The 22,116-nt window shown below is 71.3% G+C and carries 21 protein-coding genes; 10 read left to right on the top strand and 11 right to left on the bottom strand.

Features of this window, described 5'->3' with window-relative positions; genetic code table 11:
• Positions 1-45 precede the first annotated feature (45 nt).
• The gene (gene secA, locus CFK38_RS08645) at positions 46-3,096 is read left to right on the top strand and encodes a preprotein translocase subunit SecA (RefSeq protein WP_096802708.1); all 3,051 of its coding nucleotides are present in this window, start codon (positions 46-48) and stop codon (positions 3,094-3,096) included.
• A 1-nt stretch (position 3,097) separates the two neighbouring features.
• Here the strand turns inward: secA and CFK38_RS08650 are convergent, their stop codons facing one another.
• Positions 3,098-3,493 (bottom strand): Rv3235 family protein, encoded by a 396-nt coding sequence (locus tag CFK38_RS08650; RefSeq protein WP_096802709.1) that lies wholly within the window; start codon positions 3,491-3,493, stop codon positions 3,098-3,100.
• Positions 3,490-4,344: a LysM peptidoglycan-binding domain-containing protein gene (locus tag CFK38_RS08655; RefSeq protein ID WP_157773421.1), complete on the bottom strand. Its 855-nt coding sequence runs from the start codon at positions 4,342-4,344 to the stop codon at positions 3,490-3,492. The genes CFK38_RS08650 and CFK38_RS08655 overlap by 4 nt, the downstream gene beginning before the upstream one ends.
• A gap of 252 nt (positions 4,345-4,596) precedes the next feature.
• Here CFK38_RS08655 and CFK38_RS08660 point away from each other — a divergent pair, with 252 nt between their 5' ends.
• Positions 4,597-5,142 carry a hypothetical protein gene (locus tag CFK38_RS08660; RefSeq protein WP_096802711.1) on the top strand — a complete coding sequence of 182 codons (546 nt, stop codon included), beginning with the start codon at positions 4,597-4,599 and terminating at the stop codon, positions 5,140-5,142.
• 46 nt (positions 5,143-5,188) lie between these two features.
• On the opposite strand, the gene CFK38_RS08665 is transcribed toward CFK38_RS08660, so the two are convergent.
• Positions 5,189-5,428 (bottom strand): helix-turn-helix domain-containing protein, encoded by a 240-nt coding sequence (locus CFK38_RS08665; protein ID WP_096802712.1) that lies wholly within the window; start codon positions 5,426-5,428, stop codon positions 5,189-5,191.
• Between the two features lie 226 nt (positions 5,429-5,654).
• Between CFK38_RS08665 and CFK38_RS08670 the strand changes: the two genes are divergently transcribed.
• Genes CFK38_RS08670 through CFK38_RS08680 form a run of 3 tightly spaced genes read left to right on the top strand, consistent with a single transcriptional unit; the run spans position 5,655 to position 7,990 of the window.
• Positions 5,655-6,296: an SAF domain-containing protein gene (locus CFK38_RS08670; protein ID WP_096802713.1), complete on the top strand. Its 642-nt coding sequence runs from the start codon at positions 5,655-5,657 to the stop codon at positions 6,294-6,296.
• Complete coding sequence (locus CFK38_RS08675; protein ID WP_096802714.1) at positions 6,293-7,531, top strand: CpaE/TadZ family protein; 1,239 nt, start codon at positions 6,293-6,295, stop codon at positions 7,529-7,531. The genes CFK38_RS08670 and CFK38_RS08675 overlap by 4 nt, the downstream gene beginning before the upstream one ends.
• 12 nt (positions 7,532-7,543) lie before the next feature.
• A complete protein-coding gene (locus CFK38_RS08680) occupies positions 7,544-7,990 on the top strand; it encodes a DUF6912 family protein (RefSeq protein ID WP_096802715.1) in 447 nt (148 codons plus the stop codon).
• Positions 7,991-8,012: 22 nt separating this feature from the next.
• On the opposite strand, the gene CFK38_RS08685 is transcribed toward CFK38_RS08680, so the two are convergent.
• Positions 8,013-8,519 carry a DUF2505 domain-containing protein gene (locus CFK38_RS08685; protein WP_096802716.1) on the bottom strand — a complete coding sequence of 169 codons (507 nt, stop codon included), beginning with the start codon at positions 8,517-8,519 and terminating at the stop codon, positions 8,013-8,015.
• Between the two features lie 112 nt (positions 8,520-8,631).
• Here CFK38_RS08685 and CFK38_RS08690 point away from each other — a divergent pair, with 112 nt between their 5' ends.
• Positions 8,632-10,125: a sensor histidine kinase gene (locus tag CFK38_RS08690; protein ID WP_096802717.1), complete on the top strand. Its 1,494-nt coding sequence runs from the start codon at positions 8,632-8,634 to the stop codon at positions 10,123-10,125.
• Between the two features lie 78 nt (positions 10,126-10,203).
• Here CFK38_RS08690 and CFK38_RS08695 read toward each other — a convergent pair whose 3' ends face one another.
• Complete coding sequence (locus CFK38_RS08695; RefSeq protein WP_015776066.1) at positions 10,204-10,452, bottom strand: WhiB family transcriptional regulator; 249 nt, start codon at positions 10,450-10,452, stop codon at positions 10,204-10,206.
• A gap of 353 nt (positions 10,453-10,805) precedes the next feature.
• On the opposite strand from CFK38_RS08695, the gene CFK38_RS08700 reads away from it, so the two are divergent.
• Positions 10,806-11,228 carry a hypothetical protein gene (locus CFK38_RS08700; protein WP_096802718.1) on the top strand — a complete coding sequence of 141 codons (423 nt, stop codon included), beginning with the start codon at positions 10,806-10,808 and terminating at the stop codon, positions 11,226-11,228.
• 127 nt (positions 11,229-11,355) lie between these two features.
• On the opposite strand, the gene CFK38_RS08705 is transcribed toward CFK38_RS08700, so the two are convergent.
• The 6 genes from CFK38_RS08705 to CFK38_RS08730 form a co-directional block, all read right to left on the bottom strand.
• Positions 11,356-13,863 (bottom strand): ABC transporter permease, encoded by a 2,508-nt coding sequence (locus CFK38_RS08705; RefSeq protein WP_096802719.1) that lies wholly within the window; start codon positions 13,861-13,863, stop codon positions 11,356-11,358.
• Positions 13,863-14,600, bottom strand: coding sequence for an ABC transporter ATP-binding protein (locus CFK38_RS08710; RefSeq protein ID WP_096802720.1), 738 nt, complete (start codon positions 14,598-14,600; stop codon positions 13,863-13,865). Before CFK38_RS08710 ends, CFK38_RS08705 begins: the two co-directional genes overlap by 1 nt.
• A gap of 164 nt (positions 14,601-14,764) precedes the next feature.
• Positions 14,765-15,454, bottom strand: coding sequence for a response regulator (locus tag CFK38_RS08715; protein ID WP_096802721.1), 690 nt, complete (start codon positions 15,452-15,454; stop codon positions 14,765-14,767).
• Complete coding sequence (locus CFK38_RS08720) at positions 15,451-16,845, bottom strand: sensor histidine kinase (protein ID WP_096802722.1); 1,395 nt, start codon at positions 16,843-16,845, stop codon at positions 15,451-15,453. Before CFK38_RS08720 ends, CFK38_RS08715 begins: the two co-directional genes overlap by 4 nt.
• Positions 16,846-16,925: 80 nt before the next feature.
• Entirely contained in the window at positions 16,926-17,672 is a 747-nt protein-coding gene (locus tag CFK38_RS08725) for an SOS response-associated peptidase (protein ID WP_096802723.1), read from the bottom strand.
• 1 nt (position 17,673) lies between these two features.
• A complete protein-coding gene (locus tag CFK38_RS08730; RefSeq protein ID WP_096802724.1) occupies positions 17,674-18,843 on the bottom strand; it encodes a YihY/virulence factor BrkB family protein in 1,170 nt (389 codons plus the stop codon).
• 197 nt (positions 18,844-19,040) lie between these two features.
• Between CFK38_RS08730 and CFK38_RS08735 the strand changes: the two genes are divergently transcribed.
• From CFK38_RS08735 to CFK38_RS08745, 3 genes are read left to right on the top strand one after another with little or no spacing between them, the layout of a single operon-like run.
• The gene (locus CFK38_RS08735) at positions 19,041-20,267 is read left to right on the top strand and encodes a TadA family conjugal transfer-associated ATPase (protein WP_096802725.1); all 1,227 of its coding nucleotides are present in this window, start codon (positions 19,041-19,043) and stop codon (positions 20,265-20,267) included.
• Positions 20,264-21,136, top strand: a complete 873-nt coding sequence (locus tag CFK38_RS08740) for a type II secretion system F family protein (RefSeq protein ID WP_096802726.1) — start codon at positions 20,264-20,266, stop codon at positions 21,134-21,136. Before CFK38_RS08735 ends, CFK38_RS08740 begins: the two co-directional genes overlap by 4 nt.
• Positions 21,133-22,077 carry a type II secretion system F family protein gene (locus CFK38_RS08745; RefSeq protein WP_096802727.1) on the top strand — a complete coding sequence of 315 codons (945 nt, stop codon included), beginning with the start codon at positions 21,133-21,135 and terminating at the stop codon, positions 22,075-22,077. Before CFK38_RS08740 ends, CFK38_RS08745 begins: the two co-directional genes overlap by 4 nt.
• The last annotated feature ends 39 nt before the right edge of the window (positions 22,078-22,116 follow it).

The raw sequence follows: 22,116 nt of genomic DNA on the forward strand, positions 1-22,116 counted from the left end.
CACCAGCCGTCCACGAGGGCGGACACGCGATCTACGGGAGCACGAGTGGTCAACCTCTTCGACAAGATCCTGCGCGCCGGCGAAGGCCGGGAACTGCGCAGGCTCGAAGCCATCGCCCAGCGAGTGGGGGAGGCAGAGGACGTCTTCACGGAGCTCACCGATGATGAGCTCCGCGCCGAGACGGACCACTTCAAGAAGCGGCTCGAGGACGGCGAGACCCTCGACGACATCCTGGTCGAGGCCTTCGCCGCGGTGCGCGAGGCAGCCCAGCGCACCCTGGGACAGCGCCCCTATGACGTGCAGATCATGGGCGGCACGGCGCTGCACCGCGGACGCATCGCCGAGATGAAGACCGGTGAGGGCAAGACCCTGGTCGCCACGCTGCCGGCCTATCTCAACGCGCTGGCCGGCAAGGGCGTCCACATCATCACGGTCAACGACTACCTCGCCGGCTACCAGAGCGACCTGATGGGCCGGGTGTTCCGTTTCCTGGGCCTGACCACCGGTGTCATCAAGTCGGGGATGACTCCGGCGGAGCGTCGCGAGGAGTACGCCGCGGACATCACCTACGGCACCAACAACGAGTTCGGCTTCGACTACCTCCGCGACAACATGTCGCTCAAGCCCCAGGAGCGGGTCCAGCGCGGTCACTTCTTCGCGATCGTCGACGAGGTCGACTCGATCCTCATCGACGAGGCCCGCACCCCGCTGATCATCTCCGGTCCCGGCTCGGGGGACGCCAACAAGTGGTTCAGCGAGTTCGCGAAGGTCGTCAAGCTCCTGCGCAAGGACCGCGACTACGAGGTCGACGAGAAGAAGCGCACCGTCGGCGTGCTCGAGGCCGGCATCGACACCGTGGAGGACCACCTCGGCATCGACAACCTGTACGAGTCGCTGAACACTCCGCTGATCGGTTTCCTCAACAACGCCATCAAGGCGAAGGAGCTGTTCAAGAGCGACAAGGACTATGTGGTCCTCAACGGCGAGGTGATGATCGTCGATGAGCACACGGGCCGCATCCTCGCCGGGCGCCGCTACAACGAGGGCATGCACCAGGCGATCGAGGCCAAGGAGGGGGTGAAGATCAAGGCCGAGAACCAGACCCTCGCCACGATCACCCTCCAGAACTACTTCAAGCTCTACGAGAAGCTCTCCGGCATGACCGGCACCGCCGAGACCGAGGCCGCCGAGTTCATGAACACCTACGACCTGGGCGTGGTGCCGATCCCCACGCACAAGCCGATGCAGCGCGCGGACGAGGCCGACCGCATCTACCGCACGGAGAAGGCGAAGTTCGACGCCGTCGTCGAGGACATCGTCGAACGGCACGAGAAGGGCCAGCCGGTGCTGGTGGGCACCACCAGCGTCGAGAAGTCCGAGTACCTGGGCAAGCTGCTGACGGCCCAGGGCGTGGAGCACGAGGTGCTCAACGCGAAGAACCACGCCGGGGAAGCAGCGATCGTCGCGATGGCCGGGGCCAAGGGCGCCGTCACCGTGGCGACGAACATGGCCGGGCGCGGCACGGACATCATGCTCGGCGGCAACGTCGAGTTCATGGCCCATGCGGAGCTCGAGAAGCGGGGCCTGGATTCCGAGGAGGACCAGGAGGCCTACGAGGCCGCCTGGGACGAGGAGCTCGAGCGGGCCAAGGACGCAGTGGCCGAGCAGCATGACGAGGTGGTCCAGCTGGGCGGCCTGTACGTGCTGGGCACGGAGCGGCACGAGTCCCGTCGCATCGACAATCAGCTGCGCGGCCGCTCCGGCCGTCAGGGCGACCCGGGCGAGTCCCGTTTCTACCTCTCGCTCCAGGATGATCTGATGCGGCTGTTCAACTCGGGGGCGGCGGAGTCGCTGCTGGCCCGCGGCGGCGTCGACGAGTCGATCCCGCTGACCGGCCGGATGGTCTCCGGCGCGATCCAGCGGGCGCAGAACTCGATCGAGTCCCGCAACGCCGAGATCCGCAAGAACGTCCTGAAGTACGACGACGTGCTGACCAAGCAGCGCAAGAAGTTCTACGAGGAGCGCGCTCGGATCCTCGAGGGCGAGGAGCTCGAGGAGCACATCGAACGCTTCGTCGACGAGGTCATCGGCGGCACCGTCGATGCCCATACCAAGGGCAGGCCCGCGGAGGACGTCGACCTCGAGGAGCTCTGGGGCGCCCTGCGCCCGGCGTACCCGATCTCGCTGACCGCCGAGGAGCTCATCGAGGAGGTGGGCGGCAAGGAGAACCTCGAGGCGGGAGTCCTCAAGGAGGAGATCCTGGCGGACGCGCGCGTGGCCTACGAGCAGCGTCGCGAGGAGATCGGCGAGGAGGGGCTGCGGCAGCTGCAGCGTCGTGTCCTCCTGTCGGTCCTGGACCGGCGCTGGCGCGAGCACCTCTACGAGATGGACTACCTCAAGGAGGGCATCGGCCTGCGGGCGATGGCCCAGCGCGACCCGCTCATCGAGTACGAGCGCGAGGGACACCTCATGTTCAACGACATGATGGCCGGGGTGAAGGAGGACGTGGTCGGCTACGTCTACCACCTCGAGGTCCAGGTGGAGAAGACTGAACCGGTGGTGCCCAGGGCCGTCAGCGATCTCCTGCGCGGCGCGGGCACGTCTGCCCGTGGCGCGCTCGCGGCGGGCGCCGCGGCCACGACGACGAAGGACTCCGACGGTGCCGGAGCGGTCACGACGACCGACGCGGGCGCGAAGGCTGCGGGCGCGAAGGCTGAGACCGTCGCGACCGGGGATCCCGTCGCGCAGGACGGCACGTCGGCGACCGAAGGCGACGATGTGGGCGGGGAGACGGCGGACAGCTCCGAGGACGAGGCGGTCGATCAGCTCGCGCAGGAGAACTCGGTGACGCTGCGTGCGAAGGGTCTGGACGACGGCCCGGCGGGGCAGCAGCTGAGGTACACCTCCGCCGAGGGCAGCGGGGTCCAGGACGCCTCGACGATGTCACGGGCCCAGCGCCGTCATCACGCTCGTCATCATCAGGGTGAGGCCGCGGACGGTGCGGCGCACGACACGGTGCAGGACAAGCCCGACGGCGCCCCCCAGGGGTCCGGGCAGAACCGGGCCCAGCGACGCAAGCAGCGTCGGCGGCGCTGAGTCAGCCGATCTCCAGCACCGTCACTCGCCAGCCCGTGTGGCGGAGCTCCCAGCGCATGGCGAGGAACCGTGCCCGATCGGGCTCGCGCAGCACGCAGCTGGCTTCGACCGTATGCGCGTTGACCACGCACAGGCGCACACCGGTCACGCTCAGCTGACGCGGCGGCGCGTAGCCGGTGGTGGCCCGCAGCCTGCGGGTCAGGGCGGCGCGCCGCGCCAGCTGCTGCCCCACCTCCGGGGTGATGAGCCGGGCCAGGGAGTTCTCGGGACGCATATCGCGGATGATCTCCACAGCGCGTCTGGCGACGGGAGCCACCAGCGGCTCGACCGTGCGGGGATCGTCCGGGGCGGTGGCGTGGGCGGCGGAATGCGCGGGGCGCTGATCAGTGGTGGTCATGGCATGTCCTGGGTGGTCATTGCGGCGGGAACGGTGAGCTGTTGGCCGGGACGGAGACGATCGGGGTCATCACCGATCACGTCCCGATTGGTCTCGTGCAGGAGCGGCCAGGTGGCGGCGATCTGCGCAGGATCGGATGCTCCCGGCCCCAGCAGCCCGTCCGAGATGCTCCACAGGCTGTCGCCCTGATGGACGACGACGGTGCGCACCGGTGCGGGCGGCGGACCGTCCGGGTCGGAGTCGGAGATGTCCCGGCCTGAGGCGCCGGCGTCCGGAGCCGTCGTGACGACGCCGTCGGTCGCCGCCGGTGACGGCCCGCCGCCCCAGCCGAGCGGGGGCAGGGGAGCGCCGGAGCTCGCATCCCCCGTCCCCGGCCCGCCGCTGACCGGGGCCGCGGCCTCCGGGGCGGGATCGGTCGGTGGCGCTTCGGTCGAGAGCAGCTCAGCGCTCCGGGTGACCGGGAGCGCGCTCGGCTCCTGATCGGTGGTGAGCTGGTCCGAGCTCGCCATTCCGGGAGCGAGTGTCAAAGCGGTGGCGGCGGTCGCGACCGCCGCCCCGCTCGCGAGGCGACGGGCCAGGCGGGGAGCGAGGACCCGCAGCGGGCCCAGCAGCGCAGCACCCGTGCGGCTCGCCGGCCCGGCCAGCATGATCGCCGCCGCCAGAACCCAGATGAGGGTGAGGTGGAGGCAGAGCAGAGCACCGAGACAGGCGAGGCCGAGGAGCACCCAGACGATCAGGATCTCGTGCCCGTGGGAGGTCTGCGCCAGATCGCGCAGAGAACGGATCGACGCCCCCATGGCCAGAGCCCCGGCAGCGGCGATCACCCCGCCCAGCAGGCTCGCTCCAGGCATGGGCGCGGCCGGTGTCGAAGAAGCGTCGCGCATGGATCCCCCTGGAGATCGTGCTCTGCCCGTGCCGGCCGTGATGACCGCACGTTCAGATGTCGTTTGATGCAGTTTGATGAGATCGACTGCCTGTAGAGGCAAAGTAGTCGCATGTGACGTACTTCGCAATGGGATCTCGGCATCGTGTGGACGGAGCCGCGGTGGGGAGGAGCGGTCGCCGCCGGTCTCGCGCCGAGCCCGGCGGCCTACAGTGGAGCCATGCGATTCGAGCGGATCTTCGAGGACCTCGAGGGCCAGTTCGCCCATCATCAGCAGGAAGAGGTGCGGGCGGTCTCCGAGGACCTCACCCGTGCCGAACAGGCGCAGCTGACCCTCGCCGACCGGTTCCGGGGCGCCCAGGGACACCGGGTGACGCTGCACCTCGGCGCCTCTGTGCGAGTGACCGGCACGGTGCGGGAGGTGGCGACGGAGTGGATCGCCCTCGCCGCGAAGGGTGGCGCTCGCAGCGCGGTGGTTCCGCTGTCCGCGGTCGTGATGGCGGAGGGGCTGCCCTCCCGAGCACGACTCGCCGAGGATCCCCCGAGCTCCCCGCGGGGACTCGGCTCCATCCTGCGCGAGCTCGCACGGGACCGCAGCGTGGTGCGCCTGGAGACGTCCGGTGGCGCCCTGACCGGACGGATCGCCGCCGTCGGTGCCGATGCGCTGGACATCCGTTCACTGCCGACGGGGGAGTCGTCCCCGGTGCCGGGCTCCGCACGGATCACCGTGGCGCTCTCGGCACTGCGGGTCGTGCAGCTGGGCTGAACCGACGCACGGACTGCGCGCCGGTGCCTCCCGCGCTGCAGAGAGGTCAGCCGTTCCCGTCGGCCCTCGCGCGCTCCCGGCGGTGCTCCTCCTCGAGGTAGTTCGCCGTGGCCTTGTAGCTGCGCTGGATGTACGACTCGATCTCCGTGGTCTCCACCCGCCACTGACCGCGGCCGCCGACCTTGATCGCCCGCAGCTCCCCGGACCGCACCAGGGCGTATGCCTGGGAGGCCGAGATCGAGAGCATCTCCGCGACATCGCTGAGCGGCACGAAACGTGGCGGCATCGACGGTCCTTCCGGTCGGTTCACACCTGGGGGATGATGCCGACAGTCTCTCATCACTGCCCGGCACCGGTGTCGCGACTGTGGACGGCGGGCCCCGTCCGCCGGCTCCGAGCCGGAGGGTCGAAGTTCTCCACAATGCCGTTCTTCCCGCCCATCACGGCTCGAGCTGACGTAGCCTCCCCTCAGATCCGGGTCATAGCGGCCGGGCGACGGGGAGGAGCTGACAGTGGGGGCCACCGCAGCGATGATGAGACTGCGCACGCCGCGATGGAAGGACCCGCGGCTGATCGTCGGCATCGTCCTCGTCGTGGCGAGCGTGCTGATGGGGGCCGTGCTGGTCTCGCGATTGTCGGAGACCACCGCGGTGCTGGTCGCCCGGTCGGCGATCGTGCCCGGCGATGCGATCAGCGCCGAGGATCTGATGGTGGTCGAGCTGCGGCTCGGCGAGCAGACGGACCACTACGTCGGCACCGTGGAGGCGGTCCCCGAGGGCGCCGTGGCCCTGCGCACGATCCGGCCGGGTGAGCTGGTGCCGATGTCCGCGATCGGCCAGTCGGCCGAGGTGCCGCTGCGGCCGGTGGTGATCCCGGTCGAAGCGTCGGTGGCCGAGTCCGTGGTGCCGGGGGCGACGGTGGAGCTGTGGCACACCGCTCCGGCCGGCGAGGAGGGCGCAGACGCACAGGCCCGGCTGCTGGTTCCCGATGCGGTCGTGCGCCGTATCGACGAGGGCAGCTCGCTCGGCATGCAGGAGATGTCGGTCGAGGTGCTGGTGCCCAGCGACCGTCTCGACGAGGTGCTCGAGGTGCTGTCCCAGGACGAGCGGCTGGACGTGATCGGGATTCCCGGGGCTCACGGGGTCGCACCGTGATCGACATCGTCCTGTGCGCCTCCGGCAGTGACGAGGTGCGGATCGTCCATGACCTCGCGACGGACCGGCATCCCGTTGCGAGGGTGGTGCGCCGCTGCGCGGATCTGGCCGAGACGCTCGCGGTCACCGCTGCCGGCATCGGCGACGTGGTCCTACTCGACGTCACCGTCCGCGGGCTGGGGCGGGATGTGCTCGCGGCGATGATCCGCGACGCCGCCGTCGTGGGGATGCGGCCGGCGGATGCTCCGGAGAGCACGTCGCTGGGCCTGCGCCACATGGTGCCCGTCGACGCTCCGGTCGACGAGATCCTCGCCGCGGTCGAGGCGGCGGTGCTCGGAGAGCAGGAGGACACCGAAGCCTGGGTCCAGGAGGCGCAGACCGCTGAGCCGGGCGCGCAGGGTCGACTGATCGCGGTGTGGGGTCCCGTGGGTGCACCGGGCCGTTCGACGATCGCGGTGAACCTCGCGGCCGAGGCCGCGGCGGCCGGTCGGGAGACGACCTTGGTGGACGCCGACACCTACGGCCCGGCCCAGAGCCAGATGCTGGGTGTGCTCGACGAAGCTCCCGGGCTGGTGGCCGCCGCACGCGCCCATGACCGCGACACGCTCGACGAGGAGACCATGGACTCGCTCCTGCCGCTGGTCCAGCCGCGGCTGCGGCTGCTCAGCGGGATCGGTGTCCCCGGGCGCTGGGCAGAGCTGCGACGCACCACGCTCGAGGGGGTCTGGGGAGCCCTGGCACGTCGCGGGGAACTGGTCATCGCCGACGTCGCTGCCGTGCTGGAAGAGGATGAGGAGCTCAGCTACGACACCGCCGCCCCGCAGCGGAACGCCGCGGCGATCAGCGCTCTCGAGGTGGCGGACGCGGTGATCGCCGTGGTCACGGCCGATCCGGTGAGCATCACGCGGCTGCTGCGCGATCAGGCCCGGCTGGCGGAGCTCGGGGTGAGCGAGCTCCACGTCATCGTCAACCGGGTGGGTGCCCCCGTGCCGGGGGACCGGCTGCGGGAACTGATCGGCTCACGACTGCCGCTGGACTCCCTGACCCTGCTCCCGGATGATCCGGTCGCCTGCCGCACTGCGGCCTGGGACGGGGCGCTGCTGTCGGAATCCGCGCCCCGCTCCGCGCTGCGCCGAGGCCTCCGCGACCTCGCTGCGTCCCCCGCGGTCCAGGGCGAGGACCCAGCGGGAGCCTCGAGGACCGCACCTGCGCAGGCCGCCCCGGGGAGCCGGTGAGAGGATGGTGCCATGAGGATCTATCTCCCGCTGATGGCACAGGACCGACCGGCGCTCCAGGAGGGGCGCAGGCTCGTCGACCTCGACGCGGGTCGCGTGGCCTGGGCGGTCACGGCGGAGGCGAGCGCGGACCGTCCCGGCCAGGACGAGGAGGATCTCGAGTACGAGGCGATGCAGGATGCGGTGCATGTCGCCTTCACGGGTGCCGAGGACGCGGCGAGGGCGCTCGTGATCGCCGCGGACGTGTCCGACGGCGTCCTCGCCGCGGCGACCGAGGACGGAGGCGCATTCGGGATCCGGCTGCGCGAGCGCCGCTCCGCGAAGATCGCCAGCTTCCACGTCACCGAGCAGGACAGGTGGGCGGCGGAGAAGGACGACACGGACCCGGCGCTGTTGTGGTTCGATGCCGGTGAGGGACAGGATGCCCTCGCCTTCCGCGACAGCGCGCCGACAGCCTGAGCCGGAGGCCCCGGGCCGCCGCTCAGTCGGCGTGGGACTCCACATACGTCCGGGCGGACCGCTCCTCGGCGCGCAGCACCGTGGAGACGTACGGCACGGCGGCCTTCTCCAGCCTGGGTCCCAGCAGGGGGACCTTCGCGACCAGGTCTCCGTCGATCTCGACACTGCTGCGCGACTCCCCGTCGGGGAGCAGGCGCAGCGAACCCGTGAGACCGGCCGGGGTGCCCGCGACCTCGAGGGTCGTCGTGCCCTTCCGGCCGCCGTCGGCCTCGGGAGCGGACCAGCTCTGCTTCTCGTGGATGGTCACCGAGGAGCCGACGAAGGGCCGCACCATGTCCGGCACTCGATCCGTGGGCATCGACAGCTCGGTCCGGACGGTGAAGGCACCGGCGGGATCCCCCTCGAGGGACGACTCCGCCCGGGTGGCCCCGAGGGTCGAGCGACGGATCGCGGTGTACTCCGGATCGGCGTACATCGCCGCCGCACCGGCGGCCGACAGCGGGAGGGTCAACGTCTCGCGAAGCTTCATCCTGGTCCTTCCTCGGAACTGTTCGCGCTCAGCCTAGGGCAGAGGAGCCCGAGCCGACGCCCTCCCGTGGGACGGGCGCAGAGCAGTCGGCCCCGGCCTCTATCCTGTCTCCATGCCGAGCCTGTCCAAGTTCCTCGCCGACAACCGTGGTCTCTCCGAGAAGGAGGCCGATTGGTTGCAGCACCTGATCGGTGACTGGAACCTGCTCTCCGACCTGCTGCGCGCCGACCTCGTGCTGTGGATCCAGGAGGAGGAGGGCGCCCTGGCCGTGGCGCACTGCCGCCCCGCCACCGGCTCCACCGTCTACTACGAGGACCCGGTGGGCAGCCTGAGCGATGACGGCGTGGAGGGCACCGAGGTCACGCGGCTGTTGGCCGGAGGGGAGCCGCACCACCGCCCCACCGCCATCGAACGCGAGGGACGCACCGCGACCGGTCTCCTGATCCCCGTGCGCAAGAACGGTCGCACCCTCGCCGTCCTGGCGGCGGAGCACCCGGATGACGACAGCCGCACCTCCCACAGCGAGACCCAGAAGCGTCGTCTCGGGGGCCGTCTGCTGCGGATGCTGGAGACCGGGGCGTTCCCCATCGAGGGCGCGCCGATCCCGCCCCGCCGCGGGGCCCCGCGCGTCGGCGACGGCGTGGTGGAGCTCGACGAGGCGGGGGTGGTCCGCTGGATCTCTCCGAACGCGATCTCGGCCTTCCACCGCTTCGGCATCGAGGGGGACATGGAGGGCATCACGCTCGCCGAGCTCTCCACCGAGGTGCTGCAGTCCCGCAGCCCGGTCGACGAATCCCTCCCCCTGGTGCTGATGGGCCGGGCGGCCTGGCGCTCGGACATGCAGGCCCGCGGCGGCACGCTGTCGCTGCGCGCGGTACCGCTGACGGATCGGGACGGGCGCACCGGCGCGGTGATCCTGGTGCGTGACGTGACCGAGCTGCGTCGCCGGGAGCGGGAGCTCATCACCAAGGACGCGACGATCCGCGAGGTCCACCACCGGGTCAAGAACAACCTGCAGACGGTGGCTGCGCTGCTGCGGATGCAGTCACGGCGGATGAAGACCGACGAGGCGCGCGAGGCGCTGGCCGAAGCGATGCGCAGGGTCTCGACGATCGCGCTGGTCCACGAGTCGCTGCTGCAGGGCTCCCAGGAGGCGGTGCACTTCGACGAGGTGATCGACCGGTGCCTGCGGCTCGCTGTCGACGCCGCGAGCGCGACGGTGCATCGAGCGGGGACCCCGCGGCTGGCCGATGCCCAGGTCGAGGTGCGCACCCGGAAGACCGGACGGGTCGGATCGATCCGGGCGGAGGAGGCGACACCGCTGGCACTGGTCGTCACCGAGCTGGCCACCAACGCCGTCGAGCACGGTCTCTCGGAGACCGGCGGCACGCTCACCATCCACAGCGAGCGCACCGGCTCCCACCTGCTCATCTCGATCGAGGATGACGGCAGAGGGATGGGGGCGGCCAAGCCGACCGGGCTGGGCACCAATATCGCGCTGACGCTGGTGCAGGGACAGCTGGGCGGGACGCTCACCTGGGACAGCCTCGACGACGGCGGGACCCGCGCGATGGTCGAGGTCTACCTGGACCCGCTCACGATCTGAGCCCGCCCGGGAGGGCCGGGCTCCCGGGGGAGGGCCCGCGGCGCCGCGGCGATGTCACGCATCGCCGCGGGGGACGGATCAGCCGGCGCGGCGGGCGCGGGCGTTGCGGCGCTTGAGGGAGCGGCGCTCATCCTCGGACAGGCCGCCCCAGACCCCGGAGTCCTGGCCGGACTCGAGGGCGAACTTGAGGCACGCCGTCATGACGTCGCACTTCTGGCATACCGCCTTCGCCTCCTGGATCTGTGTGATCGCCGGTCCGGTGTTCCCGATCGGGAAGAACAGCTCGGGATCATGGTTGAGGCACTCGGCACGGTGGCGCCAGTCCATCGTCACTCTCTCTTTCCAGGACGCCGCACCTCACCCCGTGGGGCGCGACGCGGCGAGGGTCGCTCCCACAGGGGGCGTTCTCGGGTCTCCGGCTCGATGCCGCAGCACCGGGAGCATGAGATCTCCGCGGTGACCGCCGGCGAGGCGAGCCGACATCCATTCTGTGGGGCGGTCGCGGCGTCGACAAGGGTCTGGATGCGCAAGCCTGGTGGCACTTCCCACACCTGCTGATCCGGACGCGTACGTGCCGTGATGCCGGGCACGAAGGCGTTGCGTCCTGCGACGGAAGGTGCTTGTCATCCGACTGTCGAGGCACGTCGGCGGGGAGCCTCGGGGGCCGCTACAGTGCCACCATGCCCTCCGAATCCCGATCCTCCGCGCGCGCCGTCGATGCCGAGGACCCCGGCCCGCGCAGCCGGACCCCGGTCGCCGCGCTGCTCTCCGTCGAGGCGCTGCTGCTCGCTGCCACGGCGACCTACTGCTTCATCGGCGTCTCCGGAGGGATCCTCGATGCGCGGTTCGGCATCGGGCTGGGGATGTTCCTGCTCCTGTTCGCCCTCGGCCTCGGGGTGGCTGCGCGCTCGATCCTCGCGAAGGGACGCTTCGGTCTGGGATTCGGCATCACCTGGCAGCTGTTCCAGGGACTGATCGGGGCGAGCCTGCTGCGGGGCGGACTGTACTGGCAGGGTGCGCTCGCGCTGCTGCTGGCCACCGTGCTGTTCGTGCTGCTGACCCGATTGGTGCGCTCCACGCCGCTGCCGGGAGGGGAGGCCTGAGCCTCCCGCTCCCGCCGACTGCGCGACGGGCCCCGCACCGGGGAATTCCGGTGCGGGGCCCGTCGTCGTCCCGGCCGAGCTCATCCCGGCCGGCTGCGCCGCCACGGCGGGAGCGATGGCAGGGACGTCACTCGGCGTCGGCCAGGGCTGCGGCGGGTGCGGTGCGCGCGGCCGTGCGTCCCGGCAGCACCGAGGCCAGCGCGCCGGCCAGCACCGCGAGCACCAGCACCAGGCCGAGCTGGACCCACGGGATCGTGATCGAGACGGGGAAGGTCGAGCCCAGCAGGGCGTTGATCCCGAGCACCCCGTACAGGCTGCCGAGGGCGAGACCCAGCACCGCACCGACCAGGGCCAGCAGGATCCCTTCCCAGCCGAGCATCGCCCGCATCTGCCGACGGGTGGTGCCCAGCGCCCGCAGCAGGGCGTTCTCGCCGGTGCGTTCGATGACGCCCAGGCTGAGCGTGTTGGCCACACCGACCAGCGCCACCAGCACGGCGACCGCCAGGAGCCCGACCGTGATGCCCAGCAGGACGGCGAGGATCTGCCCGTAGGACTCCCGCTCGGCACCGCCGGCGACCAGCGACACCTCGGAGTAGCCGCTGCCGGCGGTGACCTCACCGACCGCGCTCATGATCTCGCGGAGGTCGACGCCTTCGCGGGCCTCGCTGCCGCGGTCCGCGAAGTCCGCGAGCACCACGGGACGGGTCTGCGCTCCCAGGAGGTCCTCGAGCGTGGCAGGGGTGACCATCGACATCTGCAGGTTCGCGTCGACCTGGACCCGCAGCTCGTGCAGCGAGCCGTCGGCCCCCGGGATCTCGAGCACCTGGCCGTCCTCCAGCCCGAAGCGCTCGGCGCGCTCCTGGCCCAGCAACACCACCCCGTCGCTGAGCTCCTCGGCCATCTCGGGGCGGTGCGAGGTCTCCCGGAGCGCCTCGGGGGTGACGGAGTACAGGGTCATCGGCTCGGGCACCCCCACGTCGATGTCTCCGCGGGCGGAGGCATGGGCCGAGTCCATGCCGGCGATCGCGGCGATCTGCTCAGGCGCGTCCTGCGGCATCTCTCCCGTGCTGATCACCAGGTCGATGGGGCGCCGGGAGTCCAGCTCGGAGGTGAGGGTCGCCTCGGCGGTGCGGGCACCGACGGCCATCATCGTCATCAGGGTGGTCCCGATCAGCAGGGCGGCGATGGTGGCGGCGCTGCGTCGCGGATTGCGGGCCACGTTCGCGCCGGCGATCCGGGCGGGCAGCCCGCCGAGGCGGCCGACGATCCTCGCGAGCAGTGCCGACAGCGGACGGGTGAGCACGACCAGCGTCAGCAGGACACCGGTGAAGCTGACCACTCCGCCGAACATCGCGGCGAGGATCCCGGGCGTGGCACGGCCGGACAGCGCGAGTCCCGTTCCCGCCGCCAGGGCCGCGATCCCGAGCACGACGGCGGCCAGCCCGGCCACGCCCTGCACGCCGAGCCCGTGACGCCGGGCCGGGGGCACCGGGCGCAGCGCCTGCAGCGGGGCCACCCGGGTCGCCGCCCGCATCGGCGCGAGGCTCGCCAGCAGCGTGATCAGCACGCCGGTGACCACCGGCACCAGCACAGAGAGCAGGCTGACCGGCACGATCATCACGCCGTCGAGCCAGCCGATCCCGGCGGCCGCGGCCAGCGCCGCCTGCGCCAGCAGGTGACCGCCGAGCATGCCGGCCACCGCGCCGAGCAGCCCGACCACGAGAGACTCGCGCAGCACCACGCCGCGCACCTGCGAGCGGGTGGCGCCCAGGGTGCGCAGCAGAGCCAGCGAGCGGGTGCGCTGGGCGATGGTCACCGCGAAGGTGTTGGCGATGACCACGGCGCTGGTGAACAGAGCGATCACCACGAAGACGGCGAGCACCAGGCCCAGCGCGGCGAATCCCTGCAGCATGGACTCGGCCGCCTCCTGCTCGGCCGCCTCGGTGGTGCGCACGGACAGCCCGTCCGTGCCGTCGGCGCGCTCGGCGATCGCGGCCGGGTCGGCGCCCTCGGGGACGGAGGCGAACCAGGTGTCGGTGAGGGTGCCGGCCCCCGGGCCCAGCAGCGCCTCCGCGTTCGCCTCGCCCACCAGCACTCGGGGCGTCGCCCCGAAGACGGCTCCCTCGGGGGCGGGGGCGATGCCCACCACGGTCAGGGGATGCTCCTCCCCGTCGGGCGAGAAGTCGGCAGGCAGGGTGACGGAGTCCCCGAGGCCCACGTCGAGGGAGTCCGCGGCGCTCTGATCCAGGACCACCTCGGAGCCGTCGGCGGCAGGAGCGCCTGCGGCGAGATCCGGGGCCTCGCCCGGGGGCTGCATGGTGACCCGGAGGAACGCCTCCGCCTCCTCGGAGCCGAGGGCGAGATAGGTGCCGGGCTCGGGCCAGACCGCGTCGGCGCCCTCGATCTGCGGGGCGGGCAGGGGGCTGCGCGATGCCCGGTCCTCCTCGGTCAGCTCGCGGGTGATCTCGAGATCGGCGCCGTCGAACTGCTGGGCGGCGTCGGAGCGCAGCGAGGCCTGGACGAGGTTCCCGGCCAGCAGCATCACGGCGACGAAGGCGCAGGACAGGGCGATGGTGAGGGCGGCGGCGACATGGCGTCGCAGCGGGGTGAGCTTCACGGGGCTGCGGCGGGCCATCAGCGCTGTCCTCGCAGGTGCTCGTCGCTCGCGATCCGACCGTCGGCCAGGGTGACGATGCGGTCGGCCCGCTCGGCGGCGTCGCGCTCGTGGGTGACCATGACGACGGTCTGGCCGAACTCGTCGACCGAGAGCCGCAGGAAGTCGAGCACCTCCTCGGTGGTCCGGGAATCGAGATTGCCGGTGGGCTCGTCGGCGAAGACGACGGCCGGGGAGGTCACCAGGGCGCGGGCGATCGCGACGCGCTGGATCTGGCCGCCGGAGAGCTGTGAGGGCAGGTGGGTGAGCCGGTCGGCGATGCCGAAGGCGGAGGTGAGGGTGTCCAGCCAGGCGCGGTCCACCCGGGAGCCGGCGAGCTCGAGGGGCAGGAGGATGTTCTGCTCGGCGCTCAGCATCGGCAGCAGGTTGAAGGACTGGAAGACGAAGCCGATCCGTTCGCGGCGCAGCCGGGTCAGCGCGTCGTCGCCCAGGCCGGTGATCTCGGTGCCCTCCAGCGTGATCGACCCGCCGTCGACCGAGTCCAGGCCGGCCAGCACGTGCAGGAGCGTGGACTTCCCGGAGCCGGAGGGGCCCATGATCGCGGTGAAGGCGCCCCGGGCGATGTCCAGGTCCACTGCATCGAGTGCGGTGACGGTGCCGGCGCCGGTGCCGTAGCGGCGGGTCACGTCCCGGGCGACGAGGGCGGCTGCGCGGTCGCCCTCGGAGGTCGGGGGAGCGGCCAGGGGTGCGGTGGTCATCGGGAGTCCTTCATGAGTGGGTGTGCTGGTCATCTGCCATGCTCCCCGGGCTCCGGCGGGGAGGGATCCCCCTGTGGTCGTGCGTCGGGGGACGGGAGTCCGATTCCGGGTCCGCACGCGTCATACCGTGGTCTGACGGGGTGGTCCCGGCCGCCGCGGACCGGTCAGCGGGAGCCCGGAGCGACCAGGCCGGTCTCGAACGCGATGATCACGGCCTGGACCCGGTCCCGGGCGCGGAGCTTCGCGAGCACCCGCCCCACGTGCGTCTTCACCGTCGCCTCGGCGACGAACAGCTCCGCCCCGATCTCCTGGTTGGAGAAGCCGCGGCCCATCAGTGTGAGCACCTCCCGCTCCCGGTCGGTGAGGGGAGCGAGGACTGCGGCGTCCTGCTGCGCCGGCTCGGGGGTCTGCACCACGCGCTCGAGCAGCCGCCGGGTGGCCGACGGAGCGATCACGGCGTCTCCGCGATGCACGGTGCGGATGGCGCCGAGCAGGTCCTCGGGCTGGGCGTCCTTGAGCAGGAAGCCGCTGGCCCCGGCACGGATCGCGGAGACCACGTACTCGTCCAGGTCGAAGGTGGTCAGCACGATGATCTTCGGGGCCCTGCCCTCCGGGGCCCGGGCGAGGATCTCCGCGGTCGCCTCGATCCCGTCCATGCGGGGCATGCGCACGTCCATCAGCACCACGTCGACCGTGCGGGCGCGCAGTGCGTCCACGGCGGCGGCGCCGTCGGAGGCCTGGGCGACGACCTCCATGTCGTCCTGGGAGTCGATGACCATCGCGAAGCCGGTTCGCACCAGCGGTTGGTCATCGACCAGGGCGATGCGCAGCGGGCGGTCGAGGGGCTCGGTCATCGATGATCTCCTGGGAGGTGAGGGGCGGGAGGCGACGGGGCGGAGGGCGCACGGGCCGTCGCCACCTCCGCCTGCGGTGCGGGATCGTCAGGATCTGTCCCGTTCCCGGCGCGATCTCGGTGTGGATCCTGACGATGCCGGTCGCGGGCGCTGCTCCCGCCCTCGTGGGCCAGGGGCACCGTGGCCCGGACCCGGTACCCGTGGGAGGGCAGCGGGCCCGCCTGCAGGCTCCCGCCGAACACGGACATCCTCTCGCGCATACCGGTCAGGCCGTGGCCCTGCCCGTCGGAGTCGGGGTCCGTGCCCTGCCCGTCGTCGCTCACCTCGATCATGAGCTGCTGCCGGTCGCGATGGACCCGCACCACGGCGCTCGCTCCGGGGCCGGCATGCTTGAGCACATTGGTCAGGGACTCCTGGGCGAGGCGGAACACCGAGACCCCGAGCGCCTGGGGGAGGCCCTCCAGGGAGCCGTCGATCTCGAGCTCGATCTGCAGGCCCGTGCCGCGCACCCGCTCGACGAGCTCGGGCAGCATCTCCGGGCCGGGCTGCGGGCCGAAGCTCGTCTCGTCCTCCTGCCGGAGCACCCCCAGCAGGGAGCGCATGTCGGCCAGCGCTGCGCGGCCGGTCTCGCCGATGGTGCCCAGCACCTCGGCGGCCTGCTCGGGCTTCTGGGCGGCGATGAAGCGGCCGCCGTCGGCCTGGGCGATGATCACCGAGAGGGAGTGCGCGACCACGTCATGCATCTCGCGGGCGATGCGGGCGCGCTCGTCCGCGACGGCGAGCGCGGTGCGCTGCTCCCGCTCCCGCAGCGCCTGCTCGGCCCGATCGCGGGTCAGGGCGAGCTGTCGCAGCCGGGCCCGCTGCAGATTGGCCAGGGCCCAGATCGCGATGATCGTGATGGTGCCGACCAGCGCCAGGCCGACGAAGCTGACCAGTGCTTCGAGCGGGCCCCCGTACGGCGAGCGCAGGGCGTCGAGCGCCCAGAAGGCGGCCTGGGCGAACACCCCGAGCATGCCCGCGGCGATCCCCAGGCCGTGCACGAGGGATCTGCCGTGGGCGACGGCGCAGAACATCGCGTAGAACGTCATCACGTCGCCGAGGACGACGGGGACGTTCACCAGCAGGTGCAGCACGGCCAGGGCGCCGATGACGAGCACGCCGGGCAGCGGCCGCACCCGGCACAGCGCCCCGGCGGCGACCATCGGCACCGTGAACAGCGTCCACCAGCCGACGCCGCCGCTGGCGAGGGAGAAGACGAGCAGCAGCAGCGCGGCGCCGCCGAAGGCGAACAGGTCGACCGTGCCGGGGTTCTCGATGATCCAGCGGAACGGGTCGCGGGACCGGGCGCGCCGCAGGGGCGCGTCCGGATGCTGTGCGGAGCCGTCGGTCATGGATCCGAGGGTACGGCGGGGTGGATCCCGGGCGCGTCAGACCGCGGTCGGATCCCGGTCCGGGGATGAGACGGCGCGCGTCACAGCAGGGTCTGCGGGGGCTCCAGCAGCTCCGGACCGTCGTTGCCGACCTTCCCCACCGCCGGGTCCGCCTCGCGGACGGCGAGGGTCGCATCCTCGAGCAGGTGGGTGTCCTCGAGGATCCATGCCTGGGCGGCGTGGCGGTCGTCCATGGCGGTGTCGAGCCAGGGGTCGAGCTGGTCGCGGCGCAGCATCACCGGGGTGCGGTCGTGGATCTCGGCGAGGTCGCCGGTGGCCTGGCGGGTGATGATCGTGGCGGACAGCAGGAAGCGGCCGTCCTCGCTCGCGGCCGGGCCCTCGTGGCCTCCCGGCCCCTTCCACCAGGAGACCAGCGCCGCCATGTACAGCGGGGTGCCGTCCGCCGGGGCGATGAAGAAGGGCTGCTTGCGCTTCCCGGCACCGTCGCGCACCCACTCGTAGTAGCCGTCCATCGGGACGATCGCCCGGTAGCGGCCCAGGCTGCCGCGGAAGCTGGGCTTCTCGGCGAGGGTCTCCCGGCGGGCGTTGAAGGTGCGGGAGGAGAACGAGGCCTCCTTCGCGAACGGGGGCAGCAGCCCCCAGCGCGCGATGCGCAGCGCCCGCAGCACCTCACCGGTGTCCTCGTCGATCGATTCGGTGACCACGTGGATCGGGGCGGTGGGAGGGATGTTCCAGCGGCTGCGCAGCTGCGGATCGGTGAGGTCCACGGCGCCGAGATCGTCCACCAGCGGATCGATCTCCTGAAAGAAGGCGAAGCGCCCGCACATCTCAGTCGTCCTTCGTGGCCGTGCCGCGGCCCGAGGCGTCGGAGCCCGGGTCGACCGTGGGCACGCCGTGGCGGGGGGTGAGCCGGGCGTCCTCACCCGTGTAGGCATCGGAATCGTGGTGGAGGTTCTGCAGCCGGATGTCCCGGCCCTCGTCGACGATCTTCTCGCGCTTGGCCTCCGCCTTCTCCGCGCCGCTGGCGTCTCGCAGGGGCAGTGCCAGGGAGTCCTCGGCGGGCTTGCCGGCCGCGAGCTCGCGGACGCGCTCGTACTCGGCGTCGACCTCAGCGCCCATGATGATCACGATGTTGATGATCCACAGGGCGAACAGCACCGCCATGATGCCGCCGATCGCGCCGTAGCTGGAGTAGCCGGCGACGGTGCTCATGTAGATCGACAGTGCGACCGCGGCGACGCCGATGCCCAGGATGGCGAACACCCCGCCCGGGGAGATGAAGCGGAAGGGCTTCTTGACGTTGGGCGCGCCCCAGTACAGCAGCGAGATCAGGGCGAAGGCGATCACCAGGATCACCGGCCATTTCACCCACGCCCAGATCGGCAGGAACGACTCCATCAGGAAGGCCAGCACACCCTCCGCGCCGATGGTGGAGGCGATCGGACCCAGCAGGCCCTCGACGATCGACTCGCTCAGCAGCACCGAGACCATCACCAGCAGGATGCCCAGGATCATCGCGATCGTGAGCAGCAGCATGGTGCCGTTCATCCTGATCGGACCGCGGCCTTCGCGCACCTCGTAGATGTGGTTCGCGGCCCGCCCGTAGGCCTTGATGTACGCCGAGGCGGACCACAGCGCGGTCGCGATGCCGATGATCAGCGCGACGGTCCCGCCGGTCGAGGAGCCCAGCAGGGAGTCGAGCGTGGACTCGACGGCGCCGCCGACCTCCATCCCGCTGCCGCCCGCGCCGGAGGAGATGGCGTCCTTGATCAGCTGGGCGATCTGATCCTTGATCCCGTGCAGCAGCAAGGTGGCCAGGGAGAACAGGGCCAGCAGAGTGGGAGCGATCGACAGCACCATGAAGTAGGTGAGCTTCGCGGCCTGGTCCGTGCCGCTGTCGCGCAGGAACTCGCTGAGCACGCGCTTGGCCATGTACTTCACGGTGGTGCCGGACAGCTTCGGGGCATCATCGCCCTGCGCGGTGGCGGAATCGGCCATGAGGACGCTCCTGGGATCGGGTGACTCACGGACAGCTCTCATCCTGCCATGAGAGCGAGCCGAACGAGTTGTCCACATTTACTGAGAGCACCGCGCGCCGCGCGCCGAAGCGCCCTACAGTGACGAAGGTGACGCGACCTGCGTCACATGTCGGACGGCATCGAGGGACCGCTCGGTCGGGACCACGGAGGGACGGGATGGACGCCGCCACCATCATCGAGAGCGAATCGCGGGAGCTGATCCGTCGTCGCGGGCTGGACGTGCACGCGGATCAGCTGGAGCCGCTGATCCGTGAGGTGATGGGCGATTACGACCGCCGCTCCTCCTCCGGCGAGGTGCCGGTGCTGCGCGATGACGGCGAGTCGACGGTCGCTGAGGTCGCCGCCCGGATCGGCGGGTTCGGCCCGCTGCAGGAGATGCTCGACGATCCGACGATCGAGGAGATCTGGCTGAACTCGCCCTCACAGGTCTTCTGCGCCCGCAACGGACGCAGCGAGCTGACCACGATCGTGCTCAGCGATACGGAGGTGCGCGGGATCGTCGAGCGGATGCTGGTCTCCAGCGGACGCCGTCTGGACATGAGCACCCCGTTCGTGGATGCCCTGCTGCCGGATGGCTCCCGTCTGCACGTGGTGATCCCGAGCGTCACCCGGAAGCACTGGGCCGTCAACATCCGCAAGTTCGTCGCCAAGGCGTACGACCTCCAGGGTCTGGTCGCGCTCGGCTCTCTCTCGCAGCAGGCCGCGGACTTCCTCGACGCGGCGATCTCCAGCGGGCTGAACGTCATCGCCTCGGGGGCCACCGGGGCCGGCAAGACGACCTTTCTGCGCTGCCTGTCCAGGTCGGTGGGTGCGCGGGAGCGGGTGGTCACCATAGAGGAGGTCTTCGAGCTCAATCTCGCGCTGCGCGACGTGGTGGCGATGCAGACCCGCCAGGCGAACCTCGAAGGGACCGGCGAGATCTCGATGCGGCGCCTGGTCAAGGAGGCGCTGAGGATGAGGCCGAGCCGGATCATCGTGGGGGAGGTGCGTGAGGCGGAGAGCCTCGACATGCTGATCGCGCTGAACAGCGGCCTGCCCGGCCTCGCATCGATCCACGCGAACTCGGCTCGGGACGCGGTGACCAAGCTGTGCACGCTCCCGCTGCTCGCCGGGGAGAACGTCTCCAGCCGCTTCGTCGTGCCGACGGTGGCCAGTTCGATCGACCTGGTCGTGCACCTGGACATGTTCGTCGATGGGCGCCGCCGGGTGCGGGAGATCGTCGGGCTCAGCGGGCGGGTGGAGGATGAGGTCATCGAGATCTCCGATGTCTTCTCCCTGCAGGGCGACCGGCTCGTGCGCGGTGACGGACAGCCTCCGCATACGGATCGTTTCGCACGGGCGGGCCACGATCTGAGCGCATTGCTGGGACGGAGCGCGGCATGAGCGACGGAGCGTTCCTCGGCCTGATCGCCGGCCTCGGCCTGCTGTCGATCTGGTGGTCGCTGTGGGAGCAGGAGGACGCCCCCTCCCGGCGGGGGATCGTCGGGAGGGGGATGGACAGGCTCCGCGACGACCTGATCAAGGTCGGCCTCGACACGGTCCCGCCTGCTGCTGTTCCGGCGCTCAGCGCCGGGCTGGGGCTGGTCGTGGCCGCCGCGCTGTGGGCCATCTCCGGCGCCGTCATCCCGTCGCTGGCCATCGGGCTCGTCGCGTCGGCTCTGCCCATCCTGGTGCTGCGCTCGGCGGCCCGGCGGCGCACCACGGCGATGCGGGAGGTATGGCCCGAGGCGGTCGATCACATCAACTCCGCGATCCGGGCCGGACTCTCGCTGCCGGAGGCGCTGGTGCAGCTCAGCCGGAAGGGTCCTGAGGAGCTCCGTCCAGCCTTCTCCGAGTACGCCCTGGACTATCAGGCCAGCGGGGACTTCGCGGCATGTCTGGACCGATTGAAGACCCGGCTGGCGGATCCGATCGGCGATCGGATCGTCGAGGCGCTGCGCATCACCCGCGACGTCGGAGGCACGGATCTCGGCAGCCTGCTGCACACCCTGTCCGCCTTCCTGCGTGAGGACGCCCGCACCCGGGCCGAGCTCGAGGCGCGCCAGTCCTGGACCGTCAACGCGGCTCGGCTGGCCCTGGCGGCCCCGTGGATCGTGCTGGCCCTGATGGCGACCCGGCCGCAGGCCGCCCAGGCCTACGACTCCGCGACCGGTCTGGTGCTGATCGCAGCCGGTGCAGTGGCCTCGCTGATCGCCTATCGCGTGATGCTCCTGATCGCGAGGCTGCCCCAGGACGAGAGGGTGCTGCGATGAGCGTCTCCGGCCCCCTGCTGGCGGGCGCCGGCCTCGGCCTCCTGTGCGGGGTGGGGCTCTTCCTGATCCTGGGCCGGCTTCCCTGGCTGCGCTCGCGTGACCTCGGCGCCCGCGTGGATCCCTACCTCCGCCGCTCCCGCTCCCGATCGCTGTTCGCGGCACCGCGGAGCACCAGTCAGCTGCGCCGGGTGCTCGAGAACCTGATGGGACCGGTGGCCGTGCGTGTGCTCGGTCTTCTCGAGCGGCTCACGGGCGGAGCTGACCAGCTCGAACGCCGGCTGCGGCTGGCCGGACGACGGACCTCCGCGGACTCCTTCCGCGTCGAACAGGTGGTCTTCGGGGCTGCCGGCCTGGTGCTGGGGGTCGTCCTCGCCGTGGCAGCGATCGCTCTGCGCGGCACCAGTCCGCTGATGGGTCTGCTCATCGTCGGCTTCGGTGCTGTGACGGGGGTGCTGCTGCGCGACTATCTCCTCGGGGCGGAGATCAAGCGCCGGGCGGCACGGATGGCACGGGAGTTCCCGACCGTCGCCGATCTGCTGGCACTGGCCGTCGCGGCCGGTGAGAGTCCGATCGCGGCGATGGAACGCGTCGCCCGCACCTCCTCCGGTGCGCTGCCCGATGAATTCGCGGCGACCGTCGCGGACATCCGAGCCGGCACCAGCGTGTCCCAGGCGCTCGCATCGCTGGGAGCCAGGACCCCGCTGGGGTCGCTCGGCCGCTTCGGCGAGGGCGTCTCGATCGCGATCGAACGCGGCACGCCGCTCGCCGATGTGCTCCGAGCCCAGGCACAGGACGCTCGTGAGGAATCCAAGCGCGAACTCATGGAGACCGCTGGCCAGCGCGAGATCATGATGCTCGTCCCGGTCGTGTTCTTCGTACTGCCGCTGGTGATCGTCTTCGCGATCTTCCCCGGACTCGCCGTCCTGGAGATCACCCTGTGAGCGCCCTCCGCCCGCCCCCTGCCCTCGAGTCTTCCCGCC

This window comes from Brachybacterium vulturis (assembly GCF_002407185.1).
GTDB classification, from domain to species: domain Bacteria; phylum Actinomycetota; class Actinomycetes; order Actinomycetales; family Dermabacteraceae; genus Brachybacterium; species Brachybacterium vulturis.